Here is a 13,818-nt window from a genome sequence, read left to right as displayed (position 1 = left end):
CAAGATGAGACTTCCCATAGCGCAAGCTAGTAAGACCCCTCATAGACGATGAGGTTGATAGGCTCGGTGTGGAAGCGCGGTAACGCGTGGAGCTGACGAGTACTAATCGGTCGAGGACTTATCCACAAACCATTGCCTAATGTTTGCATACCCAGTTTTGAAGGTGCAACCCTTCATGATATATGTGCCCTTAGCTCAGCCGGATAGAGCGTTTGACTACGAATCAAAAGGTCGGGAGTTCGAATCTCTCAGGGCACGCCATTTTTTATCGGGAAGTAGCTCAGCTTGGTAGAGTACTTGGCTTGGGACCAAGGGGTCGCAGGTTCGAATCCTGTCTTCCCGACCATGTAATCATCACCACATAAGCCGGTATGGCGGAATTGGCAGACGCGCGCGACTCAAAATCGTGAGGGAAACCGTGGGGGTTCAAGTCCCTCTACCGGCACCATACATACGTTACGAAAGCTTCGAGACGAGATCATAATCCGTCTTGGGGCTTTTTTTATTTGCTAAAAAACAATCTTGGGGGATAGTGGTAATTTTTCGCATGTTGGGGAATGGTAATAACTAGAGGAAATCCACCTCAAAATGGAGTTGGGGGGATTCGATGAAAGAGTGGATACTCTCGCAATTGGCTCACTCTGGAGATGTGGAGTCACGGACGCTTAAATCTCTCCAAATGGAGATCGATATCATCTTTATCCGCAGCGTGTGCGACAGCAAGTTCATCATAAAGAATATGATCACACCCTTTTTTGAGATGGTCAGTGAGATCGAATACCAACGCTATCTGGAGTCATTTCCTGAATGCCTTGTCGTTGGGCAGGAGGATCAAATTCCGGAAGCCATGCTGAGTGGATATGTCGTTGTATTATTTACAGATCAAGTACTGCTGTTTAAAGCAATGAAATATGAGGCAAGTCCGGTTGATATGGCCAAGGTAGAGACGGTTGTACAGGGGCCGGAAAATGCGTTTACGGAAAATATACAGGTCAATCTCAATCTGTTGCGTAACCGCTACCGATCAACAAACTTGAAGATTGAGATCATCAAAATGGGGACAAGATCCCCTACGAGCATGGCTTTGGTCTATGACGAGGAAATTGTGGATCAGATGGTGCTCAAGGAGTTTCGAACAAGACTGGAAGGAATCAATATGGATCTTTTGCAATCCTCTGGTCAGCTGCATCAGGCCCTTTCCAAAAAGAAGATGGACCTCTTTCCGACGATGATGCTCACGGAGCGGCCAGATCGGACGGTCAAGAATCTCGCTGAGGGAAAAGTTGTACTGATAATAGAAGGAACTCCATTTGTGATGGTGGTTCCAACCGTCTTCTACGACTTTTTCTCCTCTATGGATGATTCGATCCAGCTGCCGATGGTGGGCCGGTTTCTGATCGTCATACGCTATGTGGGCTTGATGCTGGCGACGGGATTGCCTGCTTTTTATGTGGGGTTAACGTCATATAATCCTGAGCTGTTACGGGTGCAGCTGGCGTTGATGATAGCGGGGAGCCGGGCGGCTGTGCCGTATCCGTCTTTTTTGGAAGTGTTGTTCATGCTGTTGATGATGGAGTTTTTGACAGAGGCGAGTGTACGGCTGCCAAAAGTAATCGGTCCTACGGCTACGACGGTAGGCGGTCTGATCCTCGGGCAGGCGGCGACAGAAGCTGGTCTGGTCGGAAATATCATGATTATCATCGTAGCAGCGGTGGCGATCTCCAACTTCGTGATTCCGATCAATATGATGAGCTTTGCGGTGCGGGTGGTCAAATATGGACTGCTGCTGGCCGCGACGCTGTTTGGGATGGTCGGGATTGTGGTGGGGTATATCGCCCTGATCATGTATTTGGTCAATTTGCGCAGCTTTGGAAAGCCGTACTTACAATTGTACAAGCAGGATTACCCTCAGAAAAAAGGGGATGAAAGCTGAACCCAAAGGAGGCGGGAAGAGATGTGGATGGGGAGTCGATATTACTTTTATCTGATTCTGCTCAATGGGTTTGTCAACGTCCTGCTCTTCGTTCCAGGCATCCTGATTGACAAGCGTTATGATGGGGCGCTCATGGCTATCATCGTGGCGATTCCCATTGGGGTTACGTTAATCTACCTGTTTGTTAAATTGATCAGTCACTTTCCGGGAGAAGGGCTGCCAGAGATATTGGACAGGGTTTTGCCCAAAAAAGTGACGGCTATGATCCTGATTTATCTGGCAACAGCTTGGTTTTTGGCTGGTGCGGTCACCTTGCTTGCGTTTGTCATGATCACCAACCGATATATTGACCCAGATGTGGATGAGAAGATCATTATGTTGGTCTTTGTGCTGGTTGTATGCTATGTGATGAGAATGCCCTCTTCAAGTATTTTATATGGGTTGGAAATATTGTTGGCGATTAATCTCCCGTTCGTTGCGTTTATTCTGCTGAAAGCGGTGCTGAACAATCAAGTTCATTGGGATTCGATTATTGAAGTGGGCACCCATCTGTTTAAGATGCCGTCGTATGAATTGGTGGCGACGGCGACCTTTATTTTTTCCGGGTACCTGAATTTGGTTATTTTTCATCGGGTGTTTGGGGAAGGCTTTGCACCCAAATACCTCTCCATAATCACGCTTATGGGTTCCATGACGCTCTTGTCCAGTTTTTTTGTGCCGATTGGGTTTCATGGGACGATGGGGGTTGACGATTATACGATCCCTTGGGTGGCGACAGCGGGTGCGATGCGTTTGGAGTTTTTTATCGTCGAGCGTGTGCTTTATCTGTTTCTTCTGGTGTATGTGATGGTTGCACTGGTCAGTACGATGGTGCACTGGAACGTGGCTTTGGAACTGATAAAGAGCACGTTGGTCCTGACCAATAAAGACCGTCATCTAAAACTATGGCGGTGGGGGATCATTGGTGGATTTGCCGCGATCATGCTCGCGATGGAGATGGTTATCGGTGAACCTCAGGTCTATGGTCTGGCCCGTCTCTTTTTGAATTCCCGGTTTGCTACCGAATTCCTCATCGTCGGCTTGCTGATTTACGCGGTACGGAGGAAAAAACGGCATGAGTAAACGGAAACTGTGGATATTCTTCCTAATCGTGATCCTTGTAACCAGTGGCTGTGGGTTTAAAGACATCGACAAGCGTTCCTTCGTCGTCTCCGTGGGTGTGGACAAGGGGAAGAAGCAGAAGTATAAAGTGACGCTGAAGCTTGCAATCCCAATCGGTGAGCCCAAGTCAGGGGAGCAGAAATTTCAACTGATCTCTGAAGAGAAGGACACGATTGCCGAGGCAGTCGCCCTGATGAAATCCAGGGTGGATAAAGAGCTCGATTTTGGTCATACCAAGGCGATCGTATTTGGCGAGAAGCTGGTCAAAGAGGATATGCGCGAGGTGCTGGACTGGTTTTTACGCCGCCGCGACATTCAGTTAGTCGCATGGTTGGGTGCAGGGAAACCAGATGCCTATACCGTTCTGAGCATGAAACCAAAGTCAGAACGAATTCCGTCCAACTGGCTCTTTCTGGCGTTCGGCAATACGGGGGTAGAGTCTCAGTATATCGTCTCGATTTATCTGTTTGACTTCTACCGCCATATGACCGAGCTGGGATTGGATGCCCTGCTGCCAGTGATTGAAGCCAAAAAGGAGTATTTGAAAATCGATACCGTGGATATATTCAAGGATTATCGCGCAGCCCTCCGGCTTAATACGGAAGAGACCAAGAACTACCGGATTGTGGCGGAGGAGCTGTCCAAACTGGAAATCAAGGTAAAAGATAAGAATCACGAGTTTATTATTTACGCGGATAGGGCCAAGGCAGACTACAAGATTCATACACCAAAAGGGGGAACACCATATTTGGATATGCAGGTTAAGATCAATGGGGTCATCGAGGAAAAGGTTCAACCGACTTCCCATGACAAGCCCATCCCCCTTCATGAGTATGAACGGATTGCAAACGAAGTCGTGGAGAAAAACATGCTGGCATTGCTTCAGAAGCTGCAGAAGCATCAGGTAGATCCGATTGGGTTTGGGCTGCGCTACCGCTCCCGTCACTGGAATAATCAAAATGAGTGGAAAGAGTGGAAAAATATCTACCCGCAACTGGAATTCCGTGTGTCTGTCGATGTGCATCTGCAATCCCCTGGCGGCATCCAATAGGGGTAAAAGTGTAGAATTGCAGAAAAGACCTGTTACAATAAGGAGGATGCTGCAAAAGGAGGAGAGACTTGTGCGTTTACAAGGAAAAAAGATTGTTTGTTTTGTTGAGCATGAATTCGAAGATCTGGAACTGTGGTATCCGGTGCTGCGCCTGCGCGAAGAAGGCTGTACCGTTGACCTCGTCGGCCCTAAAGCCAACGAGACATATATGGGCAAATACGGTGTCCCATGCGTAGCCGATAAAGCGATGAGTGACGTGAATGCCGCAGACTACGACGGTGTGCTGGTACCGGGCGGCTGGGCTCCTGACAAGCTGCGCCGTTATGCGGAGGTGCTCCGTTTTGTCCAAGTGATGGATCAGGCGAAAAAGCCGATCGGGCACATCTGCCATGCCGGCTGGGTGCTGATCTCGGCGAAGATCCTGAGCGGAGTGAAGACGACTTCGACGCCGGGGATTAAGGATGATATGGAGAATGCCGGATGTGTCTGGGTGGACGAAGAGGTTGTCGTCGACGGACATATTATCGGATCACGCCGTCCGCCTGATCTGCCGGCGTATGCGAAGGCGTTTGCGGATGTGCTGGCTGGGGAGCATGACGTATAAAGTAAGGAAGATAGACAGAGGCCCTTTCTTTGACCAATTGGGATAAGGAAAGGGCTTTTTTCTTTGAGTAAAAGCAGTTAAGGGGGAACTAAGTGACCTTCTTACTTAAAAAGGTGTAAATAGGGGGTAAAAGCCCTCTTTAGGCATGATTAATATGCTATAGTAGGTCTATACTACAATCATAAGGAGGGACAACTATGAGAAAATTGCGTTCAAATGAAGTTTTTAAACCAGGTGCTTTTCCACAGCATACATACGTCTCCCGGATGTCGGCCGATTTTCCTGTTACATATGAGTTTCGTTTAGAACAGGCCCTTCAGACAGTTGGTTTCTTAACTTCGATTATTGGACCATCAAAAACTGGGAAAACGGTTTTATGTGAGAAGGTGATCGGTTTAGATAAAATGATATCGTTGACTGGAAACGATTTTAAAAACTCCACGAATTTCTGGCTCACGATAGCAAATAAAGTGGGCTTGTCTCTTGTAGGCGAGCAAACCGAGACGAACTCGATGCAAGGAAAAGGCATGGCAGGAGTAACGGAGTCCAAATCATCCTCCATTACAGAAAAATATCAGACGGGAAAAGACAGAGTCATTGATTTTTTTAAAGAGCATGATCTGGTCTTGGTGCTTGACGACTTTCATACGGCACCAGAAGAGATGCAGTTCGATATGGCGTATCAATTAAAAGATGCGATTCGTAAAGAATTTAAGGCGATCGTAATTTCCTTGCCACACAGAGCAGATGATGCGATCCGTAAGAATCCAGACCTGAGCGGGCGGCTAAGTCTGATAAATATTGAGCCTTGGCAAGAAGCGGCGTTAAAAGAGATTGCCACTACTGGGTTCAAGGCGCTTGCTGTTGAGATTACGGATGAGATGGCGAATCAGCTAGCAAGAGAAAGCATCCTATCTCCGCAGCTCATGCAATCCATTTGCTTGAATTTGGCGCTTTTGCTTCATGTAGACAAGGACAAGGACGAGCAACCGCATGAAATCACTGATAAAGCCCAACTAGAGCTTGCTTACAGGGTCACCAGTATCAATTTTCCATATGATGATGTGGTGAAAAAGTTAACAGCAGGACCGCCTACCAGAGGCCAAAAGCGGAAAACATACGAGTTACCCAGTGGGAATCAGGCAGATATCTATCATCTGATCATGAGGGCGATTGCTCTAGATCCGCCAATTATCAGTATTACGATAGATGAACTCAAAAAAAGAATCGACCTGCTGTTTGAGGAAAAGACGGACAAGCCGGATCGGAAGAAAATAAAGGATGCGATCGAACAGGTTCAAGGGATTATTAGTGACAGCGATGTGTTCTATCAGGTATTTGAGTGGAAGGATGAGCAGATTTATATATTAGACCCGATTTTTCTGTTTTATTTGAGATGGGGAGTGGCGGTTTAAAAGAGAAGAGATGTGAGGGGATTGAACATGTCTGTGACTGAAATTAGAGGGGATAAAGACACTGTTATTGGTTTGATTAATGAGCAGATCAAGGTTTTGAAAGTGGATATTATTGAAAACAAACTTTTTGATAATAAAGATCTTGCCGAACTAGAGGGTGAATTTAAGCGTTGGAGGTTAACAACAAGTAGAATCCTTGAAAGATGCTTTAATGACAATTCCGTAGCACAACAGTTCGTAATGCTATCGGAAGATTCTCGAATACAACTAAAGCGGTATAATATATTTGATGAAAATGTGAAAATAGAAACAGAGATAATGATACATGTAACTGATACGATGAATTTTTTATGGGGTTTAACTAAGGACATTCGTAAAGGTCTATATGATCCGTTAGATATTTCAGAAGGCGAGGCATCTACAGATTACATCACTCGTGAAACAGCTGTCGAAATCATAAAAAGAATCCTTAAGAACTTCTACAAACACATCGAAGTGATGTATCATGCCCCCATCCACGGCAGAGGTACCCTAAAACAAAAAGACCTCAATCAAATCCAGATAGGCAACGAATACGATGTACAGCGGATCTTATACGGTCTGATCAAGCCCATCTTTCCGCTGGCTAGAGTTGAAGTAGCCGATGACGCGAAGTACAAGTCCGTCAGATTCGACATCTCAATAGACGAGTATAACATTATCATCGAAGTAAAATGCACAAGAGATAACATGTCCGAAAGAAAGCTAACGGAAGAACTGGGTTCCGATTGCTTCCACTATCCTGCAGGTTCTCATTTGTTCCTTTTTATATATGACAAGGCAAAGATCATCACCAACCCTGACGCTTTCCAAACAGCTTTTCGCAGGGAGATGAAAAAAGATCATTCTGACAAAGACATCGAACCCATCATTTTACAACCCATCTCTCTCTAACCCCACACAGACAAACCCTCTCCCATCGGAAAGGGCTTTTTGTTTACCATTAGCACCCTTTTCCCTACATTTCCGCTTATTTTCATTGAAAAACATATGTCGATTATGTTACATTCGGACATGGTAGAATAGCACGAATAGACCATTTCCAAAAATGGAGTTGATATACAAATGAATCAGGTACAAATGATGGAGCGCCCTGTATTGCTTTCGGATCTGGCTTCCCGTATGGAACGGATGGCCGAAGCGATGAAGCGCGCGAACGATAATACACATGCGGTTAAGCTGCAACAGCTGATCGACAAGACCCGTAACACAGAGATGAGTATCGCGTTCTGCGGTCACTTTTCTGCCGGGAAGTCGACGATGATCAATACCTTGCTGGGCAAAGAGCTGTTGCCGTCCAACCCGATTCCGACCAGTGCCAACGTGGTCAAAATCCGTGGCGGCGAGGCAGCGGCCCGTGTCTATACGCGCAACAGCGGTGTCCTGACGTTTGACCCGGACACGGAGATGGAAGCGTTGAAAAAATACGCGATTGACGGGGACACTGTGGAGTGGGTGGAGATCTGCTACCCAGGTCTGTTCCTCGACGAAAAGTCCAGCCTCCTCGACACGCCGGGGATCGACTCAACCGATGCCGCCCATAAAGTGGCGACCGAGTCTGCACTTCACTTGGCTGACGTGGTGATTTATATGATGGACTACAATCACGTACAGGCGGAAGAAAATTTCAACTTCACGAAAACGCTCAAAGACCGCAACAAGCCGGTTTATCTCGTGATCAATATGATCGATAAGCATGTAGATTTTGAACTTGATTTTGACAGCTATAAAGAGAGCGTGGAGGAAGCGTTCGCGACGTGGAACATCAAGCCGGACGGAATTTTCTACACCTCGCTGGCTGAACCGGATCACCTGGAGAATCAATATGAGGAATTCCGTGCCAAGCTGATCGAGCTGTTCGGCAACCGTGAACAGCTGCTGGCTGACAGCGTGTACTACTCAGCAGAAGCGCTCATCGACGAGCACCAGCGTTACCTTGCCCGTGAAAACGGTGAGAAGCGCAATGAGCTGGAGGCCAAGCTGGTCAGCACAGAGGAAGAGATGGATGCCAACGATGAGGCACAAATCCGTACTGAGCTGGCGAAGCTGGAGGGCGAGCTCTCCAAGCTGGAGGGACGCGTATCTGGTGCACAGGCTGAGATGGAAAAGGAACTGACCTCGCTCCTAGATAACGCCCGTCTGACCTACTTCAGCACCAATGAAGCGGCGGCCAAATATCTGGAGACCCGCAAGCCGGGCTTCAAGGTAGGTTTCCTGTTCGGCAGCAGCAAAAAGACAGAGGAAGAGCGTCAAGCCCGACTGCAAGCCCTGCTGGACGATTTCCAAGACAAGGTGTCTGCGCATCTGGACTGGCATTTCAAAGAATTGCTCAGCAAGATGCCGGAAAAATACGGCGTGCGTGACGAATCGCTCCATGCCGAGGTACATGGCTACAAGCTGGATGTGACCGCTGACTTCCTCGCTGACCAGGTAAAAGAGGGGGCAGGTACATCCGAATACGTGCTCAACTACGCCAAAGATATCTCCAATGGCATCAAGCTGGTGTACCGCCGCGAAGGTTTTGCTTTTATCGAGAAGCTGACCAAGCGCATCAAGGAACAGATGGAAAAAGAAGCATCCGCGCTGCGTCCACAGCTTGCGAAGCTTCGTGAGCTGGCTGACATCCATGAGGCTTTGGCCAAGCTGGGTGAGCAGGAGAAGGCAGCAGGAGATCAATTACGTGCGATTTTGACAGAGGGAGAGTAAGCCATGAATCAACTGAAGACCAAACTGCTTGACGCCGCCACCCGTCTGCGTCAGGCTTACGAACAAATCCAACCGGTGGCAGGGATGCAGGCCCAAGCCAAGGCGATGCAGGAGCGTGCCAAGCGTCTGGAGGAAAACCGTTTTACCGTAGCGCTGTTCGGGGCGTTCAGTGCGGGGAAATCCTCCTTTGCAAACGCCTTGATGGGGGATCTCGTCCTGCCTGTCTCTCCGAACCCGACGACGGCAGCTATCAACAAAATCATGCCTCCTACCGAGCAGTACCCGCACGGCACCGTCCGCGTGGTTCTCAAAAAACGTGAGGCGATTGAGGCAGACGTGCTACGCTCCCTTGCTGTATTTGGCATCGAGGCGAGTGATCTGGCAAGTGGTCTGCAAGCTGTCAACAACATCGACGTGACCCAGATCGCACCAAATGCCAAGCCGCACTATACCTTCCTCAAAGCGGTGGTAAAAGGTTATCCGGATATGGACCAGCACCTGAGCGGTGAGCTGCTCGTCGATACGGCAGCTTTTAAAGCTTTTGTTGCAAAAGAGGAAAAAGCTTGCTTTACCGAATATATCGAACTGTTCTATTCTTGCCCGCTGACCGATCAAGGCATCGTACTGGTAGATACGCCGGGTGCTGACTCGATTAACGCACGTCATACAGGTGTTGCTTTCGACTACCTGAAAAATGCGGACGTGATCCTGTTCGTGACTTATTATAACCACGCGTTTTCCCAAGCGGACCGGGAGTTCCTGCTCCAGATGGGCCGTGTGAAGGATACCTTCGAGCTGGATAAAATGTTCTTCCTCGTCAATGCCGCTGACCTCGCGCATTCCCAAGAGGAGCTGGACGGCGTGGTGACTCACATCGAGAAAAACCTGCTGACCTGTGGGATTCGCAATCCGCGCATCTACCCGGTATCCAGCCAGACCGCGCTGCTTTCCCGCATGCTGGAGAAAGGCAAGCTGAGCGCTTCCGCTGAAAAAGTATACCGTCAGCGTACCAACGCAGGGGAAGCAGATCCGTTGCCTGCTTGGGAGACTGGTCTGGAGTTGTCTGGTCTGCAGGCGTTCGAGCAGGACTTCCTCAAGTTCACCTTGGATGAACTGACAGGCATGGCTGTGACTGCGGCAGACAGCGAAATCCGCCGCGCCCATGGAATCCTCGCTGAGTATATCGAGATGGCCCAACAAGGCGAAAGCGTCCGTCAAGAGCGCCGCCAAGCCGCAGACGCCGCCCGCCAAGCCGCACTCGCCAGCATTCATAACCTGTCCGTCACAGCGGAAGCCCGTGACCTGGCGAAAGAGCAGGATGAGCTGATTTACTACATCAAACAGCGTCTCTTCTTCCGCTTTAACGAACTGTTCAACTACGCATTCAACCCGTCTGTACTCAAAGAGGACGGACGCAGCATGAAGCAGGCCCTGCAAAGCTCCTTGCAAGAGCTGTTCCGCTCCATCGGCTACGACCTCGCTCAAGAGCTGCGTGCCACCTCGCTTCGTCTGGAGAAGTTCCTCAACAAGCAGACGGTCAACATCATCAGCGCTTGGCAAAAGGAACTGACTCCGCATGCCAAAGGTCTGACACTCGCGGCATACACCGCCCATTCCGTCGAGACGCCGGACTTCTCCGAGGAACTGCATGTCAGCGTCAGCGGTCCGTTCCAGTCTGCTCTGGGCTTGTTTAAGAATACAAAAGATTTCTTCGAACAAGACGGCAAAACGAAGATGCGTACCGAGCTGGAGAAGCTGCTCCAAGAGCCTGTCACCCAATTCCTCGCACGCGGTGGGGAACTCTTGAGTGACCGTTTTACCGCTGAATTCAACAACGTGGTAGAGCAGGAGCGTAGCCGTGTAGTGGAGCAGGTGGAGGAGTACTTCACTGGGGTGTATGCGGCATTGGATATGAATGTGGACATTGATGAACTGGTGAAAAAGCAGGGAGAGCTTGCTGGGCTGGTTCAGTAGAGTGGAAGAGAAAAGAGTTTAGTAGGATTGTATGTGAATTGAGAAATAGCGGTGATGCTTCGAAGGATTTTGTGTCCTTGGGGTATTACCGCTTTTTTGTTTTGTCTTTATTCTTTTCCTATTCCGTCCACCACCAGCGCTGGATTGGGAGAGGGGCAGGGTGACCCGCAGCAGACCTCTTTGAACCCCGCTCCCAGCTTCGTAAAAAGGCGTGGCGTACGTGGCTTCTTCGAATCCACCTAGGGGCAAACAGTCTCACTTCCTGAGCTGCCCAGATGTTTTTGCCCCGAACATAGCCACGCCTTTTTACGAAGCGGACAGTCAATCCCCCTCCTTATAACTTTTCGACAAATACTTCCCGCCATACAGACATCCGCATAGGATAAACAAAAGCAATTCAGCTTGCTTTATTCATCAAGGGAGGCATTATTATGCAAGGAAAAGTTAAATGGTTTAATAAAGACAAAGGATATGGCTTTATCGAACGGGAAGATGGTCCGGATGTATTCGTACACTATACCGGTATTTCTGGAAACGGTTACCGCAATCTCGAACAAGGTGAGTTGGTCAACTTCGAGATCGTCGACGGACAACGCGGGCCACAAGCAGCAAATGTGGTCAAACGCGCTTAGCATATAAAGAAGAAATCTCTGATGCGAAAAGTTACCGAAGGCTCTTCAATGGGCTTTCTGGTGACTTTTTTTTGCGCAGGGTTTCTGTCTTTTGTTATGATGGTACATAAGTAAGAGTTAGATCGAGAGAGGGGATATGTGTAAGATGAGCACATTGGCTGCACGATTGGGAGCACTTTTGCAGGAACAGGAACAACAGATCGTAGAATGGCGCCGCCATTTTCACCAATATCCGGAATTGTCCTTCCATGAGGAGAAGACTCCGGCGATGGTTGCAGAACTATTGCGTCAATTCGGCTTTGATGATGTACGGGAAAAAGTAGGCGGACGCGGTGTGGTAGGTACGCTGAAGGGTGGACAGCCGGGGAAGACGGTAGCGCTGCGGGCTGATTTCGATGCACTGCCGATTCAAGATCTCAAAGAAGTGCCATACAAATCAAAAGTACCTGGCGTGATGCATGCATGCGGCCATGATGCCCACACATCCGGCTTGCTTGGGCTGGCAAAAATTCTGGCTCACCACCGCGAGGAGATCAAGGGGACGATTGTTTTCGTTTTCCAACACGCGGAGGAAGAAAATCCAGGTGGTGCCATCGCGATGGTAGAAGACAGTGCGCTAGATGGTGTAGACGCCATATTCGGTGCGCATCTGTGGTCAAGTCTGCCTGCGGGCAAAGTGGAGATCGCAGCGGGGCCGATCATGGCGAACACGGATGACTTCACTATTGAGATCAAGGGAAAAGGCGGTCATGGTGCAGTGCCGCAGGAAACGGTGGACTCTATCGTGATCGGTGCACAGATCGTCAACAATATCCAGACCATCGCAAGCCGCAACGTAGACCCGTTGGAGAGTGTGGTCGTAACCGTCGGAACATTCCATGCGGGGGATAATTTTAACGTCATCGCAAGCACTTGCAAGATGACCGGGACTCTGCGTTCGTTCCTGCCTGAGATCCGTGATCTCGGAGAGCGGCGCCTGCGTGAAATCGTGGAAGCGACCGCAGCCATGATGGGCGGCAGCGCGGTGCTTGAGTATGACCGCGGCTACCCGGCTGTAGATAACACCGAAGCGGAAGCAGAGATCGTCCGTCAGGCAGCTCTGCAAGTCGTCGGTGAAGAGAATGTACTCAAAATGAAGCCGACTATGGGCGGAGAGGATTTCTCCTATTATCTGCAAAAGGTTCCGGGTGCTTATGTGTTCGTCGGGGCAGGTAACCCAGACAAAGGGGCAGAATACCCGCACCATCACCCGATGTTTGATATCGACGAAAAGGCGATGCTGATCAGTGCTGAGGTATTGGGCAGAAGCGCTTTGAGCTTTTTAGAAAACTAGAAAAGGAGGGTTATGATATGAGCCATCCGTTTCAAATCCCTGTAGACGATAACCTGACGATCCGTGGAGATCTCCATCTCGACGAGAGCCTTGGGGAGAATCAGCCGACCTTGATCTTTTGCCATGGCTTCAAGGGGTTCAAAGACTGGGGCAGCTTCCCCTATGTGGCCGAGCAGCTGTCCAAACACGGGATCGCCACCGTACGGATTAATTTCTCCTGCAACGGCGTAGGGGAGAGCCTCACCGAATTCGATGAGCTGGAAAAGTTCGCGGTCAACACGTATGCCCGTGAAGTGGCTGATTTGGAAGTGCTCGTTGACTTCTTGCACAAGCAAGAATTGCCGGGCAGTGAAAAGCTGAACCTCAGCAACCTATTCATCGTCGGCCACAGCAAAGGCGGTGGAGACGCGATCCTATTCGGGGCAGGCAATCCGCTGGTAAGAGGCATCATCACATGGAACGGGGTCGCTGATGTCGCCAAAATCTTCTCTCCACAGCTTCGCCGGGATATCCGGGAAAACGGGGTTGGATACGTAATCAACGGGCGTACCGGTCAACAGATGCCGATGCGTACCGTCACGCTCGACGATGTAGAGCAGAATGCGGAAGCCTATGACCTGTTAGCAAAAGTGGCACAAATGAAACAGCCGCTCCTGATCGTCCAAGGTGATGAAGACCACCAAGCGCTTGTCACCGGAGCTCAAAAGCTGGCTGACGCTTCACAGGGGGCGGAACTGCACTGGATCACTGGAGGCGGACATACGTGGAACACGAAGCACCCGTTTGAAGGTACAACCAAGGAACTGGAAGAGGCGATTGAGGTAACCGCCCGATTCGTTCTGGAAAAGAGTGTTTGATTCTGTTATTTGGGCTGTCGATCTAGTCGGCAGCCTTTTTTTATTTAGTCTTCTGCTCCACCGGAGGGGGGAGAAGAGAGAGTGGGAGACATCTGTTTTCCAGTCGCCTTTCT

At 49.4% G+C, this 13,818-nt stretch carries 11 protein-coding genes, 3 tRNA genes and 1 rRNA gene; all 15 read left to right on the top strand.

Annotation, left to right across the window (positions count from 1 at the left end):
* Positions 1-126 (top strand): 23S ribosomal RNA (locus FGI41_RS16810); the annotation flags it as partial.
* Between the two features lie 58 nt (positions 127-184).
* Positions 185-261: transfer RNA gene (locus FGI41_RS16805), tRNA-Arg, on the top strand.
* An 8-nt stretch (positions 262-269) separates the two neighbouring features.
* Positions 270-346 (top strand) — tRNA-Pro (locus FGI41_RS16800).
* A gap of 19 nt (positions 347-365) precedes the next feature.
* Positions 366-448 (top strand) — tRNA-Leu (locus FGI41_RS16795).
* A 159-nt stretch (positions 449-607) separates the two neighbouring features.
* Positions 608-1,933, top strand: coding sequence for a spore germination protein (locus FGI41_RS16790; RefSeq protein ID WP_139491492.1), 1,326 nt, complete (start codon positions 608-610; stop codon positions 1,931-1,933).
* Positions 1,934-1,954: 21 nt separating this feature from the next.
* Positions 1,955-3,055: a GerAB/ArcD/ProY family transporter gene (locus FGI41_RS16785; RefSeq protein ID WP_139491491.1), complete on the top strand. Its 1,101-nt coding sequence runs from the start codon at positions 1,955-1,957 to the stop codon at positions 3,053-3,055.
* A complete protein-coding gene (locus FGI41_RS16780; protein WP_139491490.1) occupies positions 3,048-4,145 on the top strand; it encodes a Ger(x)C family spore germination protein in 1,098 nt (365 codons plus the stop codon). The genes FGI41_RS16785 and FGI41_RS16780 overlap by 8 nt, the downstream gene beginning before the upstream one ends.
* A gap of 70 nt (positions 4,146-4,215) precedes the next feature.
* Positions 4,216-4,749 carry a type 1 glutamine amidotransferase domain-containing protein gene (locus tag FGI41_RS16775; RefSeq protein WP_139491489.1) on the top strand — a complete coding sequence of 178 codons (534 nt, stop codon included), beginning with the start codon at positions 4,216-4,218 and terminating at the stop codon, positions 4,747-4,749.
* Between the two features lie 197 nt (positions 4,750-4,946).
* Complete coding sequence (locus tag FGI41_RS16770) at positions 4,947-6,164, top strand: ATP-binding protein (protein WP_139491488.1); 1,218 nt, start codon at positions 4,947-4,949, stop codon at positions 6,162-6,164.
* A 27-nt stretch (positions 6,165-6,191) separates the two neighbouring features.
* A complete protein-coding gene (locus FGI41_RS16765) occupies positions 6,192-7,097 on the top strand; it encodes a PD-(D/E)XK nuclease domain-containing protein (protein ID WP_139491487.1) in 906 nt (301 codons plus the stop codon).
* 171 nt (positions 7,098-7,268) lie between these two features.
* Entirely contained in the window at positions 7,269-8,909 is a 1,641-nt protein-coding gene (locus tag FGI41_RS16760; RefSeq protein WP_139491486.1) for a dynamin family protein, read from the top strand.
* A 3-nt stretch (positions 8,910-8,912) separates the two neighbouring features.
* Positions 8,913-10,883, top strand: coding sequence for a dynamin family protein (locus FGI41_RS16755; protein ID WP_139491485.1), 1,971 nt, complete (start codon positions 8,913-8,915; stop codon positions 10,881-10,883).
* Between the two features lie 431 nt (positions 10,884-11,314).
* Positions 11,315-11,515, top strand: coding sequence for a cold shock domain-containing protein (locus FGI41_RS16750; protein WP_139491484.1), 201 nt, complete (start codon positions 11,315-11,317; stop codon positions 11,513-11,515).
* 145 nt (positions 11,516-11,660) lie between these two features.
* Entirely contained in the window at positions 11,661-12,848 is a 1,188-nt protein-coding gene (locus tag FGI41_RS16745) for a M20 metallopeptidase family protein (protein WP_139491483.1), read from the top strand.
* Between the two features lie 17 nt (positions 12,849-12,865).
* The gene (locus FGI41_RS16740; protein WP_139491482.1) at positions 12,866-13,705 is read left to right on the top strand and encodes an alpha/beta hydrolase; all 840 of its coding nucleotides are present in this window, start codon (positions 12,866-12,868) and stop codon (positions 13,703-13,705) included.
* Positions 13,706-13,818 lie beyond the last annotated feature (113 nt).

It is taken from the genome of Brevibacillus dissolubilis (assembly GCF_006170445.1).
In the GTDB taxonomy this organism is placed as follows: domain Bacteria; phylum Bacillota; class Bacilli; order Brevibacillales; family Brevibacillaceae; genus Brevibacillus_B; species Brevibacillus_B dissolubilis.
This window is presented reverse-complemented; position numbering and strand designations above follow the sequence as displayed.